Here is a 23,303-nt window from a genome sequence, read left to right as displayed (position 1 = left end):
TTCAGTTATTGTTTTGATAATAAACCAGAAAATCCGTCCATTCATCGTTTTCTAGAGAGAATTGTGCTCTCTTGCATTCAAAAGTATATTCAGCCCGCTCAGCTAATCTTTTAGAGGGTTCATTATCCGTATTAATATGTAATTCAATTCGATGAAAGTTTAATGCAGAGAAGAATAGCTTAGTTGCTGCTTTCACACTCTCAACTCCATACCCATTTTTCCAAAACTGATTATGTATCGAGTATCCCATCATTGCCCATTGATAATCCATTCTTAGAATAGTGATCAATTCTACTTTCCCAACATTTACTCCATCTTCTTTTCGAAATACTCCTAATATGTACATTTCATCTTTTTCAGCAGCTTGCCGAAACCCATCAATCCATTTGATGAACCATTCCTTAGTAGAATAAGACATATCCGAATACCCATCATCGTATTTGTATTGAGAAGGTAGACGATCATTAAACCCTTTATACCAATTTGCGTAGTCATCATCTTGAAAGGGTCTTAAAATAAGGTGCTCTGTTTCAGCAAATAATTGCTTTTCATTCAATATGCTAACCTCCTTTTTATTAATACTCAGAAGTAATTACTATTTTGTGAAAATATATGTACATTAACTTTACTATATTGTCATTTGGTAATCTATTCAATAATTTCTAAAATATCATATTATTCAAAACGACACTTGATTCTAACGTAACGTTAGGTTCTATAATGAATATAAGATTTAGAAATGGAGGTGCCTCATGTATTCTATAGGTAATTTGGCGAAAATGAGCAATTCAACGGTAAGAACGCTCCGCTACTACGATGAAATAGGACTGTTGACCCCTTCACATTTGAGTGATGGTGGGCATCGATACTACGAAGAACAAGATGTTATTAAATTACATTATATTAAGGTATTAAAGGGAATGGGGTTTAATTTAATCTCTATAAGACAAATGTTAGAGCATCAACAGTTGAGTCATAAAGAAGCTCTTGCCATGCAATTAAAAGTGTTAGAAGTAGAGAAGGAACGTATCGAGGAACGTACACGATCCATTCGGTATTTACTTCAAGTAAGTGAGTTTGAGGATCTAGAAAATTGGAAAGATGTATTTGCTCGTATTCCAATGAATTCCTCTCCTACTCCTATAGAAGTATATGAAAAGATTTGGAGTAAACACTTTTCCAAGGATGAAGTTCATTACCTAAAACAACTCCCGAAAATAGGAGACGATACTGATACAATAGAGGTCTACACTATGTTAATAAATGATATTAGACAAAATATCCACCTTGATATTACAAGTCCAGAAGCACAGGAAATGGCCAGCAGATGGATCGCATTACTTGAAAAAGACTTTAATAGGAATTTTACACTGGCTCAAAAAGTATGGAATAAACAAAAAGAAGGAAATGACGATATTGGGTTTTATCGATTCGACCCAGCTGTAGTAGACTTTATAGAAAAAGCAATTGCTTATTATTTCCAACTAAAAGAAAAGGAATATTAAAATGAAAATAAACTTTATCTTACTAGAGTTAATTGTATATTTAGGTTTACCATATGTCATTTGGACACATGGTAGAGGTTTTATAGGTGACTATTATGCAATGTTACTATCTACAATTCCTGCTATCATCTATACTATTTATCGTTTCATGAAAAACCGTCAATTCAATAGGGTTGGTGTTTTCATTATTGCTTCACTAATGCTTAGTTCTATACTTGATTTACTTGCTGGGTCTGCCATTCAAATGCTTTGGAATTCTGTTTGGTTGAGTTATGCATTTACTTCAATTTATATTTTTTCAATGATCATTCAAAAACCTTTAGCAGCATATTTTGCAATTGAATTCATGTATATACAAGGTTACCAAAGAGAAAATAGTAAAAAGTTATATTTTATGAAAGAGAATCTGAAGTGGTTTCAATTGGTCACATTGCTTTTTGTTATTAAAGGCGTTGTAATGAACACCAACATGTTTTGGTTAATAAGGAATCACGGTGCAGAAGCTTATATGCACTTAATAATCGTTCGAAGAATAATGAGTTATGCATTTTCCGGTCTAATATTTTTAGCATTTTTGTTTGCTGGGAATAAGGCAATTCAATTAATGAATAAATACGAAAAACAATGGTCAAAACCTGTTGAATACAAATGAGATTAGAAAAGTAAAAATGCACCTATGTAAAATTTGTTAATGGGAATGTAAAAACAACCAAAAACACTAATTTGCGAGGGGCATTTTTATTGATTTGCAGTTAGAAGTCCGATACTACTATTGGCTTAAAACGCTATGTAAGATACCAATTACATTATTCATGATACCATCTTTCATCAAATTCAAGATTTAATGCTTTGCCTAAATATTGTCCAAATCTAACAAACCCTCGTCCTCTCGCTGTAATTATATTTCCATCTTGCACTACCATGTCTTTTGAAAAATTTTCTACTTCGAAGACACCAGACTTCTTTAAATTCTCTTCGGTCAATCCTACGGTATATTTTTTCCCTCGTAAAACGCCTGCTTTTGCTAATAGGTATGGGGAGCTAGATATACTTGCAATCACCGTTTCTTTTGTAGCTACTTGTTTAATGAACTCAAATAATCTTTCTTCGTCACTTAGTGTCATAATATCCATACAACCTGGTAATAAGAGGCTATCTATATCTTCAAATATAATTTCATCCATAGTTGCATCAGCTATACAAGATAATCCTGACTCCCCTTTTATCGATTGGTTGCTTAAACCAATCGTAACGATTGTTTTTTTCCTTGCATTAATATGGATAACGCTACTGTTAGTTCATATTCGCTAAATTGGGGATATAAATAGACAGCAGTTTTTTTCACTTAAATTCTCTCCTTACCAAATATCTCTGTCATACAAAGAATTTCAATGTTATTTAGTCCTTTTATTGTATAAATTAAGACCTGTAATACCTACAACTAATGAAATAATCATAACTACATAGATTAGTTCTGTAAACGAACCGCTAGTTCTTAGTTCAATATATAACCAGTAAACTTCAATAAACAAAACAAAAATCCACGCAATAAAAACTTGTAATAAGCTCATTTTCTTTTCTCCCAATCACTAATATTCCATCTTTGCATAAATAGTTTTTTCAATACCCGGAGGTAGCGAATATATACTTTTTCCAATTAATAATTCTATCTCTTCCTTTATTTCATAAAAACCTTTCCAACGGATGGAAGTATATAAATTTGTACCATGTCGTAAACCAACGGAAATGAATCGTTTTTCTAAAGTTGTAAATCCATTTTCATCTGCTAAAGCATCACATAGTGTAATTACTTTATTATAAAAATCATAACTTCCATTCTTATTTAAAATTCCTACCAATTCATCTTTCATGTATGATGGCACAAGGTCCCACTCAGAGGAGGTTTCTATATTGTTGTGTTCACAAGGAAATGAGTGTGTAACGCATATTATTGCATTTCCTTGATAACCAAGTTCGTCCATGAACTTATAACCATCGTAGGAGTGAATAACTGATTTTGTAAACCCTTTGTATCTACCAATATCGTGAAGTAACCCAGCATTATATGCAATATCACAATCTAGATTTAGACCCTTTTTTGTGAGTTCAATTACAATATATTCAGCAGCTTTGGCGACATTAAGTGAGTGTTTATACCAAGGAACTGGATTAAGTTGGTTAGCATGATCAAGTAATTCTCTGGCATAAGCTCGATCTAGAATATATTTCATTGTCTATTTTGAAGTATATTTTTCTTGTAAAAATTGTTTGAAATCATTAATGTCTTTAAATACTCGGTTCGGCTGTGTAGTAAATTCAGCAGTTTGATAATCCTCTAACCATTGTACGCCAATTGTAACCACTCCTGCTTGCAAACCAGCTACTATATCTGCCTCGCTGTCCCCTATGAATATCGCATCCTCTTTTTGGACATTTAGAAGAGTTAATGCCTTAATAACTCCCTCTGGATGAGGTTTCGGATCTATCACATCATCACCTGTTACTAGTACTTCAAACAAGTCTTCCATTTGAAGTGCTCTTAACGAAATATCTAAGCTTCTCTTTGCTTTTCCTGTTACGATTGCAAGCTTTAATCCCATTTTTTTGATATATTTTAACAAGTCATCCATTTCATGATTTTGTTTGACCAATTGTAGATGGTTTTCTAAGTACTTTTCATAATACATATCAATTGCTTGCTCTTTGTTCAAATGAATAAGATTTTCTCTAATAATCCCTGTCTCAGAGGGGCCAAACATAGCTTTAATATCTTCATTAGAAAGTTCTTTGTTGTCAAACGCTTTAAATACACTTTGAAAAGAGTAGTAACAAATCGGTAAAGTGTTGGCAATAGTTCCATCAAAATCAAAAATAATTGCTTTCATATTCCGCACTTCCTTTTCTTTTTTTCATCAATCAGCAAACTCATTATAATTATCAATATACAGTGCAACATAACCACAGTTTGGGCAAACAGCTGCCTTGGGTTTGGCTGTTATACTCTCAAACAATCCTCTTCTTCTTTTTTTACTTTTATCCCGTACATGACACCTTCTACTAATACATCACAGCCTTCAGTCATTTCTGATTGGCATTGGTTACATACTTTACCCAAAATCATACCTCCACTACTTTGAATACCTTTTTAATCAAAAAATTCCATTTGCGCTTTATCTTGTTTGTAATAATCCATTCTGTCTTGAAGTGTTCCAATATGGAATTCAAATTTATGCCCATCTAAATCAGTAAAGTAAATAGATTTTTTATCTTTTGCATCTCTTTGACGGCCTGCAAGGATATTTACATGTAAATCCTGGAGTTTTTTATATGTATTGTCAAAGTCTGCTTCTTCTATTGAAAATGCTATATGGGTGTAAGATTCAGTTATTTCATTACGAGGTATATCTTTTTCTTCATTCAAAGCAAGCCACATACCATTTAGGTCAAAATAGGCAGTACTTCTTCCTTTCACAATAAGCTTTGCTTCAAAAACATCTTGATAGAACTTAATTGATTTTTCTAGATTGGACACAGAAAATAACAAATGATTTAAGCCTTTTATAGTCATTCATTTACCTCCTTTATAAATCTTTCATAATATTCTTTCGGATTACTAATTTTATTTTCTATTAAAAATACCGCATTACTTTTGATCATTTCTATATAGTCAGTTTCTGTATTTTCACTTGCTGTGAAATGGGCGAGATCATTTAAATCCCCAAATAATTCTGCAGTATCGGATAGTAAATCTACTGTTATAGTTAAATACAACTTATTATTAAAAGAAACAGTTCCTGTTACTTTTTTCTTGTCTAGATTTACATAAGGATAGTCTAGTTTAATCCCTAGTGATTTATATATTGTATAGCCAGTGTTTGATGGCCTCACCTCATTTTCATCTAGTCTTTTTGCTTCAATTAAATGCTTGTCATGGAAAGTAAGTTTGTATATATCAGGCATTGCAAGCTGCTCCCAGAAATGAACATCATACTGTGGATCAAAATAGTTCATGACTAACACCATAATGTTTCCATGGGTTCCGATAGCAACGTTTTGACCCTTGTATTTATCAAGAACATGAATGGTTGATGCAACCCCTCTTTCTTGAGCAATGTTATTTGATTCACCACCATCTAAAGATAAATCAAAATTAGACCATACTTTTTTGATCGCTTCATTAAAGTCTGCTACTGGCCGGTCCGACAATATCCGTTCCTTAAAACCATCAATTATTTCGATATCTTTACCTAATTCTTTAGCAATCCCTTCAACTGTTTGCACAGCTCTTTTAAATGGACTAGAAATAACATGTTCTATATTCTCCATTTTCAGAAGTCTAGTCATTCTCCTTGCATCTGCCATTCCACGTTCAGACAATGGTCTTCCAAGCTCATCTGGTGTGTAGGTAGAATGTGCATGTCTGACAAAATATAAATTTGTAATCAAAAATAATTCAACCTCCTAGTTAGTTCTTTTAGCAAATATACTTTTCACAAATGGCTCCTTTAAATTGGTATATTCCGTTATTTTCAACCTTTTATATTCTTCTCTAGCTTTTTCATTTGTATTTAAATAATCTCTGAAAAAAACAAGGTTTCTCCAAAGTTCGTTGTCATAATCAACTAAATGAATAAAATGTGTTTTCACTTCAAATGTATCATCCGTAAATTTCGCGAATTCGATTTCACCTGGTCTCTCCACTTTAAGTCTTAGAAATCCGACCTTTTGTAAAGCTTTCATGAAGGGTATATCTACCTTTTCTATATCATCCACACCAACTAATATGTCTATTATCGGCTTTGCTACCATGTCTGTAATTGCGGTACTTCCGATATGTTCAATACAATTTGCTTTTATATCCACGTGTTTTAATAGTTCATCTTTAACTCTAATAAATTCTGTATTCCATTCACTTGTATAAGGCATTAGTTTCACTTCGTTTTTACTTAAACCAAGATTCAATTCATTTTCTCCTCTCTTTTTTAGTCAATTGGTAACCTACATAGAGAACTAACCATTTTTCAATTCTATTTCACTCAAATATCGTTGTAACAAAGGCTTAGTAAAAGAGTCAAATCTATCGGAGTTGCTTAAATCAATCCATGCAGTTTCAAGGATATCTTGGTTATATTCTTTCTCTCTATCAAGAAAAAGTTCTCCGTCAATGATTTCTGCTATATATGTATATTTATAATTTTCTTCATGCAGTAGTTTTGTTATCTGTACATCGTATCCAGTTTCCTCTTTTATTTCTCTGATGCAACCTTGTTCAGGGGTTTCATTTTCTTCTATGCCACCCCCTGGGAAATTCCAAACGATATCACCTCTTTGGACGTACTGTTTGACCATTAAAACTCTATTATCTTGAACAACTATTCCTTGAGCAATCATTGGTAGAACCTCCATAATTGAAATCATAAAAGTTTCTGATATGTTATCCATGTAGGACAAGCTTCGAATGGAAGAACCCCAAGAGAAAACATTGCATATGGACTAGTCGTATCAAATTCTCCTTGTAAGAATTCAACATTATGCTCTTTTGCATAATGTAGTTGTTTAAAAAGCAAAGATTGGAGGAAATCAAATTCCACACTTCCACACCAGCCCAATTCCAGTGTATTAGGTTGATCAGATTCGTGAAGAAAAGAATATGCTTTAATATTTTGTTCTAATTTATCTAAATAAATGAAGCTACCCTCTACTAGGACATCTTCAACCAAAAGCTTTTCCCATTCTTCCAATGATTTTTCTGCTACTGGATTATCCAAATGCGTCTCTTCATACGTCTTTCTAACGAACTGTAAAAGGTTAATTTTCAAAGTTGGATTGAATAATATCTCTTTCAACGTCCTGATAGAACAATCATCCACAATCTCTAGATCTACTGCATCTACTTTCAAAGTTGGCATATAAGTTCTTCTAATTTCTTTAAAACCATTTGTTTCGTAAAATTGTTTTAGATTAGTAGCTGTTTCCCAAATCGACGTTTGTAAAGGAAGATTTTGTTTTCCCAATTTAGCAATCAGCTTACTTTCTATATTCCAACTACTAAATCGAGGATTTGTTAAAAGGCGAAAATATGTACAGTATGGATGAAAATCATTTTTCCATGCCATTATTACCCCAACCAGTTTGCCTTCAATATATGCTGTTTGTTTGAATATCAATTTTTTACTTTTTAATATTCCAAGCAAAAAATAATCTTCTTGACAGAACTCAATTAGCTCCCTTATTTGTTCCTCATCTATTTCATGTGATGAATAAGTCATTTTCTCCACCTTTTAAATCAACTCCGGATAGATTTCTCGAATAAAGTCTGGTATGTCTCGCTCTTGTACACTCGCCATTTCCGAGAAACTCATGCCCTTATTCAATAATAATTGAACAATTTCCCAACCCATAAAGTAAGCTTCTCTTTCATGTTGTGTTGTACCAGTACCAAATGTGAATTTTTCAACTGCTTCAGATGAAGAATCATTTAGGAATTGAAAAGCACCTTTGAATATTTCTTTTTTATTTGCTTTACAAGAATCAAGCCATCCTTCTTTGTATTCAATATAGTCATTGTCTGGCTTTCCAGGAACTAAGTACTTACTAATCTGTGTTGCTAAGCCTTCTTGCAAAATAGTAGAGCCTATCGTACGTTCCCACTCAGTTGCTAAGTTTGCTGTATGAGTGTGTACAACATGCGTTAATTCATGTACAAGTGTAATTTCTGTTATGCCTTCTTCTATTGGTAAACACAATGCTAATTTCTTTTCAGCAGCAGGAGCAACAAAAGCATTATTTTCCATAGCACCTACAAAGTAAATTACCACTAAATTAATCGGTTCAAAACAATCTAACAACGACTTAACTTGTTTTAAATAAAGTCTCAGCTTCGTTTCATCTGGTTTCCACTGTTTTATTGATTCCAATTTATCAACATAATGTGGCCAAGCCTCCTCAAACAATGATCTAGCTATTCTTCTACCTGCATCTCCAGGAGGTACTGCAGCGAAATTATAATGTTGCTCCCAAAGAGCCCATCTTTGTTCTTCATCTATCATTGGTTGAATCGCTTTATCATAAAAGTTTAAAAATTTTGGTACAAGATTAATTATTTCTACATTATCCAAAAAAACACCCCCATAACGAATATTATTCGTCATAGAGGTTGAAATATCCTTTTATTCAAATAGCTTGAAGTGAATGAATGCTAATAAGTAGCTTTGATTCTCGGTGCAACATTATTTACAACAGTAAAACTTTCTTTGAGGCGCAGTATGCCCATAAAGTGTGGCTATCCGTCCCTAAACGGATGACATAAGTCCCTATCAAAACCATACACCCCTAAAACGGTGCTATAAGCCCTTAAAGCGAGGCTATTCACCCCTAAACATAGGGCATAAGCCCATACCAACTCCATCCACACCTAAAGCAGCGCTATATGCCCATAAAGCGAGGCTATCCGCCCATAAATAAACGGCATAAGCCCTCACCGATTCCATAAAGCATCACTCTAAGCCCATATTGCGCATATACACCCAAATGTTGCGAATACCACTTCCTATATTACGAGTACACCTCGGAATCTTGCGAGTAATGGACATAATATTGCGCGTAACTACTTAACAAACCTACATGACTTGAAATTTGGACGATGCTTCAATGAATGCTTCCATTGGGCATTTGGTGACCAAACTAATACTTTTGCATAATTGTTTTCTCAGTATGTATTTTCATTCCTTCTTATTTTATCATTAAAAGCAGTTCGCTTTGAGGTTGTTTGCAATATTGCTATTATGATAGTGTAACTATTCGGAAAAAGGAGTTGTTTAAACTAGCTATGAGTAAAAGAGTAGAAATCGGTAAATCTGGACTATTTGTAAATCCGGTGGGACTTGGAACCAATGCAGTTGGAGGGCATAATCTTTTCTCCAACCTAAATGATGAGACAGGCAAGGAAATAGTACGCACTGCTATTAATAATGGAATTGACTTTTTGGATACAGCCTTTGTTTACGGTCTGGGAAGATCAGAAGAGTTAATTGGAGAAGTATTGAAAGAAGCTGGGAACCGTCAAGAAATTGTTATAGCTACAAAAGGGGCGCATAAACTATTAGATGCAAAGATGGTAGTAGATAATAACCCTAATTTTCTAAGAGAAACAGTTGAAAATAGCTTAAGACGTCTTCAAACGGATTATATCGATTTATTTTATATTCATTTTCCAGATGATACTACCCCCAAAGAAGAAGCCATCGGGTCGCTTTTTCGATTAAAAGAAGAAGGAAAAATACGAGCTATTGGTGTATCGAATTTTACACTAGAACAATTAAAAGAAGGTAATCAAGATGGATATATTGACGTCCTTCAATCAGGTTATAACTTATTGAAAAGAGAGGCCGAGAATGATTTAATGCCTTACACTTCCGAGCATAATATTTCCTTTATACCATACTTCCCACTAGCATCGGGTTTACTTACGGGAAAATTTAATAAAAACAGTACCTTTGAAGATGGGCGGTCCAAAAATCCTTTATTCCAAGGGGAAGCATTTGATCGTAATCTAGAAAAAGTAGAACAACTGCGACAAATAGCAAAGGATAAAAACGTAGCTGTTTCTAATATTGTGCTTGCATGGTATTTAAAGCAGGAGGCTATCGATGTGATAATTCCTGGTGCGAAAAAATCGGAGCAAGTTTTGGATAATATTAAAACACTAGATGTGTTACTTTCAGATAAAGAATTCAAGGAAATTGATCTGATTTTTCAATAAGCAAAGAAGTATTTCACTTGGAAATAGATGTTCTACTTTAATAAAAATGGAAAGCTTTAGTTTAGTTAATATATCAATAAAAATAGTTTGATTTAAATCCTGTACTTTTTAAAGACACAGGATTTTTATTTCCAGATCTTCAACACATCAGTAATGATAATAACAGGAAATTATCGATGCATTAATAACCAAATACAATAAAAGGGGCATCAAAATGGAAGATTATTATTGGGATAATCAACTGGAATATCTAAAAAGAACGAGAGATTTAAATTATAATGATGACTATTTAGCCTTTTTAGTAAATAATGTTTGGAAACTTTCTAAACCTGTATCCATTATTGATTTTGGATGTGGATATGGCTATTTAGGTCTAAAATTATTACCTCTTTTACCAGCTGGTTCAAAATATACAGGAATTGATAAGGGACAACTGTTAATTAATAAAGCGAAAGATTTTTTTCTAAATCTCCCATATGAAACAGAGTTCATTGTAGCTGATACAAGTGAAATGGAGATAGAAAGTAAGTATGACGTTGCTATTTGCCATGCCTTTATTTTACATATGTCCGAACCAAAAAGAATGTTACAAAAAATGGTAGATGCTGTTGTTAAAGAAGGCAGAATAATATGTTTTGAACCACACTGGATATCAAATATGTCATCTTACTATCTTCAGGATCACGAACAATCACATATTCTCCAACTCGGTATTCTTCAAAAACTATTTGAAGAAGATGCAAACCGGAATGGAAAAGATGGAAATATTGGTATTAAAATACCAATATATCTGAATGAAATAGGAGTGAAGAACATTGAGTGCAGAATCAGTGATAAAGTTAATTTCCTCCATCCGAATATGAATTATATAGATAAGCAAAACTTGTATAATTCGCTAAAAGAGGAAGGTTTAGGTAGAGAACCATCTCCAAGAGAAGAGTTTATTAGAAATATTATAAATCGGGGGGTTCCATTTAAGGAAGCTGAAGAACAATTTGAAGCTGAACTCCTTTTTTCACAAGTATTTACTATGAATTCATCTTTAATTTATGCTCCAAGCATGAAGATAACTTTTGGAGAAATTAAAAAATTTTAGGAGCATTTATATCTTCAAGAAAGATTAATCCATAATCTTTCTTGAAGTAACAAGACCTTGTTTTATCTATGAACATAGAAAACGGCAACCATCTGCTCCCCTCCCGTATTACTCCCACTCATAAGGCGTTTCTTGGTAAACATAATAATTCAACCAATTTGAAAATAATAAATGCGTATGAGAACGCCAAGAATTTATTGGTTGTTTCGTTGGATCATCGTCTGGAAAGTAATTTTTAGGTACATCTATTTCAAGCCCTTTATTCCTATCACGATTATATTCTTCTGCGAGCGTACCTGCATCGTACTCTAAATGCCCCGTGATCATAATTTGCTTTTTATCTTCTGATATAACAATGAAAACTCCAGCATCTTCCGACTTTGCAAGAAGCGTTAACCGTGAATCATTTTGAATTTCCTCTATAGATACGGCCGTATAACGTGAATGGGGAGCATTGAATTCATCATTAAATCCTCGAACTAGATTGATTGTTGGATCAGAAATTCGGTGTGTGTATACCCCAGAGCACTTTTGAGGTAAATCATATTTTCCAATTCCGTAATGATGATACAATGCAGCTTGCGCGCCCCAGCAAATATGTAAAACGGACGTCACATTTGTTTTAGTCCAATCCATTATTTGAGTTATTTCTTCCCAATAATCCACCTCTTCAAAAGCTAAGTGTTCAATTGGTGCTCCAGTAATGATCATACCGTCAAAACGCCTGTGTCTTATTAGTTCAAAAGTAGTGTAAAACGTATCTAAATGCGTTTTGCTGACATTTTTGGATTCATGTGTTGCAGTGTTCAAGAACGCCACATTTACTTGAAGTGGTGTATTTCCTAAAAGTCTTAATAATTGCAATTCAGTTCTTTCTTTTTCAGGCATTAAATTTAAAATAATGATGTTTAACGGGCGGATATCCTGAGTGGAAGCACGGTCTTCATCCATCACAAATATTTTTTCTTTCTTTAGTAATTCAGCAGCAGGTAATTTCTGCGGGATGTTAATAGGCATTTATTTAGTCTCCTTTTCCTTTTGCAAATCATATAAAAAACCCTCTTTTCTAATTATTAAGAAAAGAGGGTAACTTTTAAGCTCTCTGTTCTTATCTCTCAAGATTAGTAATCTTGATGGAAGTAGCACCTTTCTGACATAGTCAGAGGTTGCTGAAGCGTCATAGGGCCATATCCCTCAGCTTCTCTTTATAAGAGTATATTATTAGTTTGTATAAATTAATTATTTTATACTATCATTTTCAGAACATTTAAGCAACAAAGTTTAAACAATGACACAAACTATTTCCAAATTGATTATTGAGTAACTACTATCTAGGAATTATGTTGACTGGGATTCCATCCATTGTCCAATCAAGTCTTCTAATTCTTTTTCTTTCACATTTCTGATAGTAAGTAGGTTTTCATATTTTGACCAGTCTTCTTCCGAATCAATTTGCTTCTTTAACACTAGTATTTCCTCTTCCAACAACCTAATTTCTTCTTCAAAGGATCGAATATTTGAAGGCTTAGCTTTTACTAATTTTATCGAATCTTTTTTTTGTACTATAACTGGTGCAATTTGTTTTGAATGCTGTTCCTCCCATTTCACACGCGCCCATTTGTACGGTCCTTCAAAAGTAGTAAGTTGACCTTGATCTAACCATGCAGTTTTAGGAAATAATTTATTTAAAAAGTATCGATCGTGCGAAACCGCTAAAATTGTGCCCTGAAAGTCATCCAATGCATCCTCTAGTACTTCTCGTGAATCAATATCCAGATGATTCGTTGGTTCATCTAGCATCAATAGGTTGATATCTTGATGCATAAGTTGAGCAAGTCGCAGGCGCATACGTTCACCCCCACTCAAATCTCCCACTCGTTTAAATACATCTGGTCCGTAAAACATAAACTTCGCAAGTATGTGGCGAGCATCCCCCTCTAAAACGTTAACCTCACTGCGAAATACATCAATTAGCTTTGCTTTTCGATCCATCATTTCGAAGTGTTGGGATAAAAAACCAACTCGGACATTACTGCCTAAACGAACCTTTCCTGAATCCATCGGTATTTCTTGCAGAAGTGATTTTAATATCGTTGATTTCCCAGTTCCATTTTGTCCAACAATGGCAACACGTTCTTTCCAATATACATATAAATTTGCTTCTTGTAGCAACATTTTTTCTCCATATGATTTCGACACTTGTTCCATAATAACTACTTCTTTCCCACTTCTAGGAGCCGCTTCAAACGATAAGCTCATCTTCTTTGGATCTATCAGTGGTTTTCTAACTTTCTCCATTCTTTCTAGTGCACGTTCCATATTTCTCGCTTGCCTGTGAAGCCCAGCGTTTGGCGGAACTGCCTCATTTGCCCATATTCTTAGTCGCTTAATAGCTTCTTTCATTTTCTTTATCTTTTTTTGTTGTTCTTCATATTCTTGGAACTCACGCATTAATGCTTCTTCTTTTTCGATAATAAAAGATGAATAATTTCCATGATATAAAGTTATTTCTCCTTCTTCTAAGTCTGCAACTTTCGTAACAACTTGATCTAGAAAATATCGATCATGCGAAATAATAACTACAGTACCCGAATAAGAAACTAAATATTGTTCTAACCATTCAACTGCAAATAAATCTAAATGGTTCGTAGGCTCATCTAATAATAATAAATCAGGTTTCATTAACAAGAGCTTTCCAAGCATAATTTTCGTCTGTTCTCCACCGCTTAATGTCGTAAAGGGTTGATGGACAAAGGTGGATAATTGCAGACCTTCTATGACTTTATTAATTTCCGAATCGATTGCATATCCATTCCGATTCGTGAATTCCTCTTGAATATCTCCGTATAATTGTAGTAATTTCTCTAACTCATTAGGAGCTGCGGTGGCTAGTCTTTCTTCGAGTTCTTTCATCTTTGTTTGTATTTGCATTAATTCCTCAAATGCTGTATTTAATACATCGAAGCCAGATACGTCTTCTGAAAATGAAGGTATTTGTGCTAAATAGCCAATTTTTGTACCTTTTTTGAAATGAATGCTTCCTTTGTCTGGTAATTCCACCCCAGTGATTAATGTCAGTAGCGTTGTTTTTCCACTACCATTCCGTCCAACTATCCCTAATTTATCTCCAGTTTTAATGGATAAAGACAAATTTTCGAAAACTGTATTTCCTCCGAGCATTTTACTTATTTCTTGTATAGTACATATCATATTTTCCGCTTCCTCTCATCTCTGAATTAGCTGGAAGCATTTTTCTGCATAGAAAAAAGACTGCATATAAGCAGTCTTCTCCCAAAATATGGTTCAGAAAGAATGACTTATCAGCTGTGAAATTCATTTAATTGACTAAAAATGGACAGACTAGTCCCGTTAATACCAATTCCATGAGTAATCGCACAAGATGTGGATAAAAATTCCAATATAAATCTATGTGCATTCACAGCGTTTTTCATTCTTTCTTCACCTCCGTTCAGTTTATTTAGAATATTTTAACACATATTTTACTTCTTTACAAATAATTTTTCACTATTTGTCAAAAAGATGGTCATTATTTTCATTTTTATCTGGAATTCCAACGTCATTTTCCATATCCACTTTTTTATTTCCTGTATTTGGCACCGTATTTGAATTTGCATTACCATTGATTTGGGTCTCAGGATTAGGTGGTCCATTAGAATTTCTGTTAAAACCACAAGCAGATAAACTTAGCGTTAGGACAATTAGAAGGACGACCAAAAATTTCCGCATAACATCTCTCCTTATTTTTCATTATATTGCCCATTAATTAATAAATTATGCGCAAAAAAACTCCAGCTGAATTTCACTGGAGTGTTAAAAAAATGGGTTATTCTTCAATATCAAAGTAAATTTCGTCTTCGTCATTATATTCCGTTCCATTTTCAAATAAAACGGTTGTACGTAATATTAAGTTTGTTACTTCGTTATTTCCATCTGGCAACCATCGCTCATCAGGCATAATTTCAAAAGGGATCATTTGCATGTCTTTTGATGCTGACGAGCCAACTAGTTCGATAGAATGCTTGGAAACGATTTTGGAGATTTCTCCGTTTATTAATTTAAAAACTTCTAGTTTAATGTTTTCTATTGACACGTCATCGTGAACTCCGTCAATATAAATTGTTCCGGAAAGGTTAATCCCATGCTCAATATAAGGGTGATCCACAACTGTATCAATTTTAAACGTTTGTACTTTTATGGAGGATTCAAACTTCTTCGTCATTTCTCTCAGTCCACCTTGTTATTTGTATACTCATAATGTTTTTCTATATTCGATTCATATCTATTATAACGCTTTTTAAATAAAGTATAAAAATGCGAAACAATTACTTTTAATATTGCATACCCTGGAATCCCTAAAATTACACCTGGTACACCAAACAATGACCCCGAGGTAATTAAAACAAAAATAATCGTAATTGGATGAATATGTAGTGATTTACCCATAATTTGAGGGGAGATAAACTTTCCTTCCACTAATTGAACAACTGTCCATACTATCGCAAGTTTGATTAACATAAAATGTGGCGTAACTAATGCAATGATTGCAGCTGGTGTTATTGCTATAACAGGACCTAAATATGGAACAACACTTGTCACCATTGCTATTACTCCAAGTAACAACGCATAGTCCATTCCAATAATTGTAAATCCAATATAGATCATAAAACCGATACACATAGAAACTAATATTTGGCCTTGGATATATGAGCTAATTTGTTTATCAATATTTTTAAATACGGAATGTAAATCATCCCTCATACGAGGTGGAAATAACTTCATAATATGTTGTGGTAACTTTTCTCCGTCTTTCAATAAATAAAAAAGGATAAAAGGAACCATTACTATAGATAAGATAAAGCTTGTTACTGCACCAACAATAGAGGTTATTCCACTTGCAATACTTGCAACAGTACTTTGAAACAACTTGCTTATTTCAGTTGGTACATTTTTCAATAAATCCATTACATCATTTTCAATTTGTAAATAATAATCTGCTACAAAGGAGGTTCTTAAAAAAGTATCTAAAGAATTAAGCAATTGAATAATGTAATTAGGTAATTCATCCACTAATCGAATGGATTGTGCTTTCAAAAATGGAAAAACTAAAAAAACAAGTAATGTGATTAATCCTATTAATGCTAGGAAGATGATTAATATTCCCCAAACTCGTGGAATATTAATTTTCTCTATGAGTCGCAAAATCGGTCTTAGTAGATAATATGCAATGACTGCTAATATTATGGGTAAAATCACATTCCCTAAAAATACAGTTAATGGAATAAAAACAAAAGATATTTTTTCATACACCATCACGACTACACCAATTAGCAACAGCATTATTAGCGTAAAAAAGGTATTACGTCCTCCTAGAAATTTTATGTACCTGGTAGAAAAAAAAGAAGGTTTTTCAGGCTCCACTCTTATCAAACTTCCTTTCCTATGTACTTTTATTTTACGGAGGATGACGAAGATTAGCAATGCATAAGTATTACTTTTCTTCTAGAAATTCAGAAACTGCAGCTTTATTTTTTTCTTTATTAATTTCTATAACTGACCCAGCGTGAGAATAACTGTTAAATGAATAGGTTCCTTCTACTGGAATTGTTAATTTTTCAATTTCCAGTTTACCGCTCGTAATCGCATCTAAAACTCGTTTAATCTTATCTGTTTTTGTATAATCGGTTTCTATATACCCTTCAGCTGCTCCTACAAACTTGGGTACATTTGGCAAGTTTTTTACGGAAAGTACTTCATTTTTTAAAGCTTCCATCACGAGTTGTTGTCTAGATACTCTACCAAAATCACCTTCTGAATCATGACGAAACCTTGAATACCCAAGTAATTCTTTTCCAGACAAATCATGTTGCCCCTTCGTGAGCGATACACCAATTTTCTCAGACATATCTTTCTCTACTGTAATAGGTACTCCATTTGGAGCAATAATGTCTACTAGTGATTCAAAACTGCTAAAGTCGATTAAGGCGTAATGATGTATAGGAATATCAAACATATTTTGCAACGTTGTTGTTAATAGTTGGACGCCACCTAAATAATAAGCAGTATTTAATTTATACGATTTATACCCTGGAATTTCTGCATATATATCGCGCATAAATGAAATTATTTTCACATCATTTTTCTTTTTGTCCCACGAGACAAGCATCATTGTATCTGTTCGAGCTTTATCCTCACCTCTTGAATCTACTCCAAGAACTAAAATATTTTCTCTTTCTCCTGCACTTTGCTTATCGCCAGTAAAATCCTCAGTCTTTAGTTTTTCACCACTAGCTAAATTATGTCCAATGGAGTACTGGATAAACGTATAAATACCGCAAATTAACACCGTAAATGCGAGTAAAAACACGACAATTCTACCCACTCTTAACTTTCTTTTCGGCCTGGACCTTGTTTGACCTCTTTGAGTTTCATCCATGCTAAAATCTCTCCTTTATATACCTATCATAACGTTTTTTACGTAGGTTTGTTTCAGTTTTTTGTCTATCTTCTCATGAAGTGGTAAAATAAATTTTACAAGATTAGGAGGGATACTAGTGATAGAAAAAGCAACGTTTGCAGGAGGCTGTTTTTGGTGCATGGTGAAGCCATTTGATTCATGGGATGGTATACATAAAGTGACGTCAGGATATATGGGTGGACATCTAGAAAATCCAACTTATGAAGATGTAAAAAAAGGTAGTTCTGGGCACTTAGAAGTCGTCGAAATTCAATTCGATCCTACCATTTTTTCATATGATCAACTTCTTGAGATTTTTTGGCAACAAATTGACCCTACTGATGGAGGAGGTCAATTCCAAGACCGCGGAGAAAGTTATACATCTGCTATATTCGCCCATTCAGAGGAGCAAAAAATAAAAGCCGAAAAATCAAAAGAATTATTGGCAGCAAGCGGTAAATTTTCAAAGCCTATCTTAACGCCAATTAGAGAAGCTAAAGTTTTCTACGAAGCAGAAGAATATCATCAAGACTATTATAAAAAGAGTCCAAAACATTATAAAGAGGATCGTGCCCAATCAGGTCGAGATGAATTCCTTGCAAAAAATTGGAATGAATGACAAGTTAAATAGAGAATTTATAGCTGAACAATCATTTCATAGTTGTTCAGCTTTTCTTTCAAATTATAGTGTTTGAAATATTTACAAGAAATATGCGTATCTTGTCTTTACTATTTTCTAAATGCAACAAACTAAACATTGGCTACACTTTGTCATCCGCATTATGCTTCTATATCATTCTTTAAAAAATCAGTGTTCATAATTCCTCACTTGTTAATTCTTCCTTAATAAAAATACCTAATTTACCGCCATTCATGTTATAATAATAGCATTGTGAATTTTAGGAGGTACTACCATGATTGCAGTAAGTAATGTAAGTCTTCGTTTTGGTGATCGAAAGTTATTTGAAGACGTAAATATAAAGTTTACTCCAGGTAACTGTTATGGATTAATCGGTGCAAATGGAGCAGGAAAGTCAACGTTTATCAAAATATTATCTGGGGAAATTGAAGCCCAAGAAGGTAATGTTATTATGAATCCTGACGAACGTTTGGCTATTTTAAAACAGAATCACTTCGAATATGAAGAATACACTGTTTTAGAAACAGTTATGATGGGTCATAAACGTTTATACGAAGTAATGAATGAAAAAAATGCTATTTATATGAAAGAAGACTTCTCTGATGAAGACGGCATGCGTGCGGCTGAATTAGAAGGCGAATTCGCTGATTTAAATGGTTGGGAAGCAGAATCAGAAGCAGCTATTCTTTTACAAGGATTAGGTATTCCTGATAGCATGCACCAAAAGAAAATGGCTGAACTAACTGGTTCAGAAAAAGTAAAAGTGTTATTATCTCAAGCGTTATTCGGTAAACCGGATGTTCTTTTACTCGATGAGCCTACTAACCATCTAGACATTAAAGCAATTCAATGGTTAGAAGATTTCCTTATCAACTTTGATAATACGGTTATTGTTGTATCCCATGACCGTCACTTCTTAAACAAAGTATGTACACATATTGCGGACTTAGACTTCAGTAAAATTCAAGTCTATGTTGGGAACTATGATTTCTGGTATGAGTCAAGCCAACTAGCTACAAAACTAGCTTCTGACCAAAATAGTAAAAAAGAAGAAAAGATTAAAGAACTTCAAGCGTTTATTGCGCGATTTAGTGCAAATGCATCTAAATCAAAACAAGCAACTTCTCGTAAAAAAATGTTAGATAAAATAGAGCTAGATGATATTAGACCATCTTCACGTAAATATCCATATGTAAACTTCTCGATGAAACGTGAAATTGGTAATGATATTTTACAAGTTCAAGATTTAGGCTATAAATTTGAAGGCGAAAGACTTCTAGAAAAAGTGAATTTTACATTGAATAAAGATGATAAAATTATTCTTCTTGGTGGCGAATTAGCAAAATCTGCTTTACTTCGTGTCCTTGCAGAAGAAGAAGAGCCTCAAGAAGGGTCTATCCGTTGGGGTGTAACGACTACACGTGCATACTTCCCTCTTGATAATGCTAAATATTTTGAAGGAAACGAGCCATCTCTAGTAGACTGGTTACGACAATACTCTCCAGATGATGAAAGTGAAACATTTTTACGTGGATTCTTAGGACGTATGTTATTCTCTGGTGAAGAAGTGAAGAAAAAGCCAGCTGTGCTTTCAGGTGGAGAAAAAGTTCGCTGTATGCTATCTAAAATGATGCTATCAGAGTCAAATGTACTTTTACTTGACGAACCAACTAACCATTTGGACTTGGAATCTATTCAAGCATTAAATAATGGATTAACTGTATTTAAAGGTGCAATGATCTTTACTTCACATGACCATCAGTTTATTCAAACAATTGCTAACCGTGTCATTGAAATCCGTGAAGACGGATCTATATTTGATAAGCAGTTAACATATGATGAATATTTAGAATGGAAAGACCAACAAAAGTAAATGCTTAAGGGGCTTTATCAGCCCCTTAAGCATTTTTTGTTGATTTCTTTATAAATCTACTGAGTAACGATCTTGCAGGAATTTTCCCAAGCAATGTGTTACTTGTTTCAGAAATCTTTTTTAAAGTGTCTAATAAGTTCGTATCCCCAACCCAATGCTCTTCAATTATTTCCGAAGAAAACTTATTTAACAACATATTTATGATAAAAGTTGCAACAATTATATCATCTATAAAACCACCCGGTCCTATCAAACCCTCTGGTAGAAGGTCTATTGGTGAAATGAAATATAAAATACCACTGCCAATTAATGTTTTACTCTTCCTATCAATTCTATTATCTAGCATCGCTTTTATGAGCAAATGAAACAAATCTGGTGCAAATAATAAGTAAGGTGCTAACTTACTTTTTTTTCCGGATTTTGTAGATAAAAAATCAGATACTCTTGAACGTAGCTTCTCATAAAAATCCTGCTGTTTCTCATATGTTGGTAATTCTCTTTTTAAATCTATCTCCACAGAAATCTCCCCTTTCCTATTTTACTATACCAAAAAATGGCGAAAATGAAACATAGGACTTTAATACACGTCTAAAACATTCAATAAAGTGCTTAAATAAGAAGCTCTAACACAGAATTAGCTTCTTTTATCATTATTATCTAGTTAACTGAAACAATTTCATAATTCAAAGTTGGAGCTTAAAACACGTAAGATATTTAAGTGAAATGTGAGAATATGTATAATATACTTCATAAATCTGCATGATCTCCGCTATCGGCGGGGTGAGCGATGAGCCATCACAGCCGCTTTCGATGTCTCATTTGTTTCACTCATGAGGGCACTGAAAAAGTCACTATTAAAAAAATAAAAATGAAATCCCATATTTACATCAATTTTTAGGGTGTTAGTGGGGATTTCAGACCAATTATGAGTTAAATATACTTCTCAAGTGGTGACTTTATTTTCTGAATTTTGGTTTTTCAGTGGCCTCTCACTTATACCGCTGGAGTAGCCGCCTGTCGCTCCAATCAATAAAATAATCATTGCTCATGTTTAAATAATTAAATGCTAGTTATGAAATTAACTCAACTATCTCCTATTTACTTTATAAAATATTCGTTTAAAGCTTGTTGTAAAGTTCCGTAAGTTTTCGTTTCTTTTTCAAATGTGATACCTAACTTAATCATTTGTCTGACGACTACAGGTCTTAAGCCGGTGATGATACTTTGGCAACCCATCATGGAGGTTCCAGAAATCATTTTCATAAGCTTGTCAATTATCTCGGTTTCCATTTCCGCAACGCCGGATAAGTCAATTATTAAGGTTTGGATATGCAGTCTTCCTATTTCTGATAATACCTTTTCCTCAAGAATAGTGGTTCTAAAGGAGTCAACTGAGCCAATTAAAGGCAAGATACACATGTTAGGAGTGATCGGAATAATAGGAACAGATAAGTTTTCAACTACTTCTCTTTGAGCACTTATTAATGCATCCTTATATGTCGAATAATTAATGAAAAATCATTAGCGTTGCATAAAAATTTTAATCATTTGTCAAAAGAGACGAAATACCCAACTTGTGTAGAAGTCGGAATATTCCGAACTATGTTTGATTTTAATTTTTAAAAAAAGTCAAAGCAGCTATAATTGGTAGCCCTTATCCACATTTTGTAAATTATTTATAATTTATACGAACTAGAAAATTGGATCATACGTTAAATCGTCTAAATGCTCCACCTCTCTTTCATCGAACTGTCTGACAATGTGCTGAAATTCTCTTTCCCAGTCGTACTTTTTACGCCCATTTGATGTTCTTGTGGGTGGTCTAAATAGAGCTTTTACAAATGCATTAAATGGCTTGAAAAGTAAGTTTTGAAGCGTTTCTTTTACATCTAAAAGAGGTCCTTCATGGTTTAATCTCAGTTGTAGTAAGACTTGTAAGCAATAGGTGATGAGCGCGATCCAAATTTGCGTGTACACGGCGTTTTGACTTTTTCCATAGAAGCTTTTGATTTTTAAGTGCTGCTTCATCCATTTGAAAAACGTTTCGATTTTCCAACGATAGCGATATAAATCGCCTACTTCTTTAGCGGATAAATCAAAACAATTAGTAAGAATGATGATGTCATTTTCTTCGCTATCTTTTGTTTGGATTAATCTCACAGGGTTTTGCATCTTGGTCCCATTTTGCTCATTGCCTAGAATGACTTCTTGATCCGAGAAGATATGATTTTCTACGTCTGGTATTTGTTCGTTGAGTACTTCGATTTTCGCATTTTTCTTAAGTCGCGTAATGAAGGGAATCCCTCGATCACAAAGCACATCATACTGTTGATAGTCTGTATAGCCTCTGTCAAACAGATGAATCGCATCGGAGTCAATATCAACTAACTTGTTCATTTGCGTGCGATCTGCGTGTTTTGCCGGTAGAATTACCGCCTGGTCTGGAAGAGTCACATCTTTTGTGACAACCACGCGCAAATGAAGTCGAACACCTGCTTTTGTTTTTCGAAACGTTGCCCAAGGATATTGACTTAGACTCATCGATATTGTAGAAGAATCAATGACAAGCAGCTTACGAATATCGCGAAGAATTGGTTCGTTACTTTTCATCTTCGACTGAATGGAAACGACGAGGTGACGAAAGACTTTTTCAAATATTGCCGGTGTTAGCAAGGATTGTTTACGTGAAAGCTGTGAATCACTGATGGCATCCATCTGAATAAACGTTTGAAATTCTTCCGTATCTTTGAGGTGTTTCGCTAACTTTTTCATCGATTTTTTTTCATTTACCTGTGCAATGATAAACAGCTGAAGAAACTTGTAAGCAGTCAACTTTTTAACGTAATGATCAAGATTTATAACGTTTATGATTTTGGAAAATGTTTTTTCATCTAATACATTTAGTAATTCATTTAGTGTGGATTTTGTGGTATCCTTATCCATGGTGAGCTCC

General features: G+C 33.7%; 25 protein-coding genes, 2 pseudogenes and 1 riboswitch. Of the genes and pseudogenes, 6 read left to right on the top strand and 21 right to left on the bottom strand.

Annotation, left to right across the window (positions count from 1 at the left end):
• Position 1: 1 nt before the first annotated feature.
• Positions 2–556 carry a GNAT family N-acetyltransferase gene (locus tag ACEPXG_RS08460; protein ID WP_391209327.1) on the bottom strand — a complete coding sequence of 185 codons (555 nt, stop codon included), beginning with the start codon at positions 554–556 and terminating at the stop codon, positions 2–4.
• A gap of 196 nt (positions 557–752) precedes the next feature.
• On the opposite strand from ACEPXG_RS08460, the gene ACEPXG_RS08455 reads away from it, so the two are divergent.
• Both ACEPXG_RS08455 and ACEPXG_RS08450 read left to right on the top strand, forming a co-directional pair.
• On the top strand, positions 753–1,505 hold the full coding sequence (locus ACEPXG_RS08455; RefSeq protein ID WP_391209324.1) for a MerR family transcriptional regulator: 753 nt from the start codon (positions 753–755) through the stop codon (positions 1,503–1,505).
• 1 nt (position 1,506) lies between these two features.
• Positions 1,507–2,157 (top strand): VC0807 family protein, encoded by a 651-nt coding sequence (locus ACEPXG_RS08450; RefSeq protein ID WP_391209322.1) that lies wholly within the window; start codon positions 1,507–1,509, stop codon positions 2,155–2,157.
• 154 nt (positions 2,158–2,311) lie between these two features.
• Here ACEPXG_RS08450 and ACEPXG_RS08445 read toward each other — a convergent pair whose 3' ends face one another.
• The 10 genes and pseudogenes from ACEPXG_RS08445 to ACEPXG_RS08400 all read right to left on the bottom strand — a co-directional run bounded on the left by ACEPXG_RS08445 (position 2,312) and on the right by ACEPXG_RS08400 (position 8,623).
• Complete coding sequence (locus tag ACEPXG_RS08445) at positions 2,312–2,704, bottom strand: DJ-1/PfpI family protein (RefSeq protein WP_391209843.1); 393 nt, start codon at positions 2,702–2,704, stop codon at positions 2,312–2,314.
• A 195-nt stretch (positions 2,705–2,899) separates the two neighbouring features.
• On the bottom strand, positions 2,900–3,076 hold the full coding sequence (locus ACEPXG_RS08440; RefSeq protein ID WP_391209320.1) for a hypothetical protein: 177 nt from the start codon (positions 3,074–3,076) through the stop codon (positions 2,900–2,902).
• Positions 3,077–3,094: 18 nt separating this feature from the next.
• Complete coding sequence (locus ACEPXG_RS08435) at positions 3,095–3,736, bottom strand: HD domain-containing protein (protein WP_391209318.1); 642 nt, start codon at positions 3,734–3,736, stop codon at positions 3,095–3,097.
• 3 nt (positions 3,737–3,739) lie between these two features.
• A complete protein-coding gene (locus ACEPXG_RS08430) occupies positions 3,740–4,390 on the bottom strand; it encodes an HAD family hydrolase (protein ID WP_391209316.1) in 651 nt (216 codons plus the stop codon).
• Positions 4,391–4,650: 260 nt separating this feature from the next.
• A complete protein-coding gene (fosM, locus tag ACEPXG_RS08425) occupies positions 4,651–5,073 on the bottom strand; it encodes a FosM family fosfomycin resistance protein (RefSeq protein WP_391209314.1) in 423 nt (140 codons plus the stop codon).
• A gap of 290 nt (positions 5,074–5,363) precedes the next feature.
• Positions 5,364–5,948, bottom strand: a pseudogene (locus ACEPXG_RS08420) (histidine phosphatase family protein); the annotation flags it as partial.
• A gap of 18 nt (positions 5,949–5,966) precedes the next feature.
• A complete protein-coding gene (locus ACEPXG_RS08415) occupies positions 5,967–6,467 on the bottom strand; it encodes a GrpB family protein (protein WP_391209312.1) in 501 nt (166 codons plus the stop codon).
• Between the two features lie 48 nt (positions 6,468–6,515).
• Positions 6,516–6,896, bottom strand: a complete 381-nt coding sequence (locus tag ACEPXG_RS08410; RefSeq protein WP_391209310.1) for an NUDIX hydrolase — start codon at positions 6,894–6,896, stop codon at positions 6,516–6,518.
• A gap of 23 nt (positions 6,897–6,919) precedes the next feature.
• Positions 6,920–7,774, bottom strand: coding sequence for a hypothetical protein (locus tag ACEPXG_RS08405; RefSeq protein WP_391209308.1), 855 nt, complete (start codon positions 7,772–7,774; stop codon positions 6,920–6,922).
• A gap of 12 nt (positions 7,775–7,786) precedes the next feature.
• Positions 7,787–8,623 (bottom strand): DUF2268 domain-containing putative Zn-dependent protease, encoded by an 837-nt coding sequence (locus ACEPXG_RS08400; protein WP_391209306.1) that lies wholly within the window; start codon positions 8,621–8,623, stop codon positions 7,787–7,789.
• A gap of 710 nt (positions 8,624–9,333) precedes the next feature.
• Here ACEPXG_RS08400 and ACEPXG_RS08395 point away from each other — a divergent pair.
• Positions 9,334–10,266 (top strand): aldo/keto reductase, encoded by a 933-nt coding sequence (locus tag ACEPXG_RS08395; protein WP_391209304.1) that lies wholly within the window; start codon positions 9,334–9,336, stop codon positions 10,264–10,266.
• A 214-nt stretch (positions 10,267–10,480) separates the two neighbouring features.
• Positions 10,481–11,362: a methyltransferase domain-containing protein gene (locus ACEPXG_RS08390; protein WP_391209301.1), complete on the top strand. Its 882-nt coding sequence runs from the start codon at positions 10,481–10,483 to the stop codon at positions 11,360–11,362.
• 108 nt (positions 11,363–11,470) lie between these two features.
• On the opposite strand, the gene metA is transcribed toward ACEPXG_RS08390, so the two are convergent.
• The 7 genes from metA to ACEPXG_RS08355 form a co-directional block, all read right to left on the bottom strand.
• Entirely contained in the window at positions 11,471–12,379 is a 909-nt protein-coding gene (gene metA / locus ACEPXG_RS08385) for a homoserine O-acetyltransferase MetA (protein ID WP_391209300.1), read from the bottom strand.
• 88 nt (positions 12,380–12,467) lie between these two features.
• Positions 12,468–12,576, bottom strand: a riboswitch (SAM riboswitch).
• Positions 12,577–12,700: 124 nt separating this feature from the next.
• Positions 12,701–14,572, bottom strand: coding sequence for a ribosomal protection-like ABC-F family protein (gene abc-f / locus ACEPXG_RS08380; protein WP_391209298.1), 1,872 nt, complete (start codon positions 14,570–14,572; stop codon positions 12,701–12,703).
• 110 nt (positions 14,573–14,682) lie between these two features.
• Positions 14,683–14,814, bottom strand: coding sequence for an RAxF-45 family protein (locus ACEPXG_RS08375; RefSeq protein WP_391209295.1), 132 nt, complete (start codon positions 14,812–14,814; stop codon positions 14,683–14,685).
• A 73-nt stretch (positions 14,815–14,887) separates the two neighbouring features.
• On the bottom strand, positions 14,888–15,109 hold the full coding sequence (locus ACEPXG_RS08370; protein WP_391209293.1) for a hypothetical protein: 222 nt from the start codon (positions 15,107–15,109) through the stop codon (positions 14,888–14,890).
• Between the two features lie 97 nt (positions 15,110–15,206).
• Positions 15,207–15,602 (bottom strand): sporulation protein, encoded by a 396-nt coding sequence (locus ACEPXG_RS08365; RefSeq protein WP_391209291.1) that lies wholly within the window; start codon positions 15,600–15,602, stop codon positions 15,207–15,209.
• Positions 15,603–15,607: 5 nt separating this feature from the next.
• Positions 15,608–16,801: an AI-2E family transporter gene (locus ACEPXG_RS08360; RefSeq protein ID WP_391209289.1), complete on the bottom strand. Its 1,194-nt coding sequence runs from the start codon at positions 16,799–16,801 to the stop codon at positions 15,608–15,610.
• A gap of 70 nt (positions 16,802–16,871) precedes the next feature.
• Complete coding sequence (locus tag ACEPXG_RS08355) at positions 16,872–17,816, bottom strand: LCP family protein (protein ID WP_391209287.1); 945 nt, start codon at positions 17,814–17,816, stop codon at positions 16,872–16,874.
• A 121-nt stretch (positions 17,817–17,937) separates the two neighbouring features.
• On the opposite strand from ACEPXG_RS08355, the gene msrA reads away from it, so the two are divergent.
• Both msrA and ACEPXG_RS08345 read left to right on the top strand, forming a co-directional pair.
• Positions 17,938–18,456 carry a peptide-methionine (S)-S-oxide reductase MsrA gene (gene msrA, locus ACEPXG_RS08350; protein ID WP_391209841.1) on the top strand — a complete coding sequence of 173 codons (519 nt, stop codon included), beginning with the start codon at positions 17,938–17,940 and terminating at the stop codon, positions 18,454–18,456.
• A 295-nt stretch (positions 18,457–18,751) separates the two neighbouring features.
• Complete coding sequence (locus ACEPXG_RS08345; RefSeq protein ID WP_391209284.1) at positions 18,752–20,350, top strand: ABC-F family ATP-binding cassette domain-containing protein; 1,599 nt, start codon at positions 18,752–18,754, stop codon at positions 20,348–20,350.
• A gap of 25 nt (positions 20,351–20,375) precedes the next feature.
• Here the strand turns inward: ACEPXG_RS08345 and ACEPXG_RS08340 are convergent, their stop codons facing one another.
• The 3 genes and pseudogenes from ACEPXG_RS08340 to ACEPXG_RS08330 all read right to left on the bottom strand — a co-directional run bounded on the left by ACEPXG_RS08340 (position 20,376) and on the right by ACEPXG_RS08330 (position 23,293).
• Positions 20,376–20,867 (bottom strand): YkvA family protein, encoded by a 492-nt coding sequence (locus ACEPXG_RS08340; protein WP_391209282.1) that lies wholly within the window; start codon positions 20,865–20,867, stop codon positions 20,376–20,378.
• Positions 20,868–21,448: 581 nt separating this feature from the next.
• A pseudogene (locus ACEPXG_RS08335) lies at positions 21,449–21,868 on the bottom strand (STAS domain-containing protein); the annotation flags it as partial.
• Positions 21,869–22,042: 174 nt separating this feature from the next.
• Positions 22,043–23,293, bottom strand: a complete 1,251-nt coding sequence (locus ACEPXG_RS08330; RefSeq protein WP_391205165.1) for an IS4 family transposase — start codon at positions 23,291–23,293, stop codon at positions 22,043–22,045.
• Positions 23,294–23,303 lie beyond the last annotated feature (10 nt).

It is taken from the genome of Psychrobacillus sp. L4 (assembly GCF_042944905.1).
In the GTDB taxonomy this organism is placed as follows: domain Bacteria; phylum Bacillota; class Bacilli; order Bacillales_A; family Planococcaceae; genus Psychrobacillus.
This window is presented reverse-complemented; position numbering and strand designations above follow the sequence as displayed.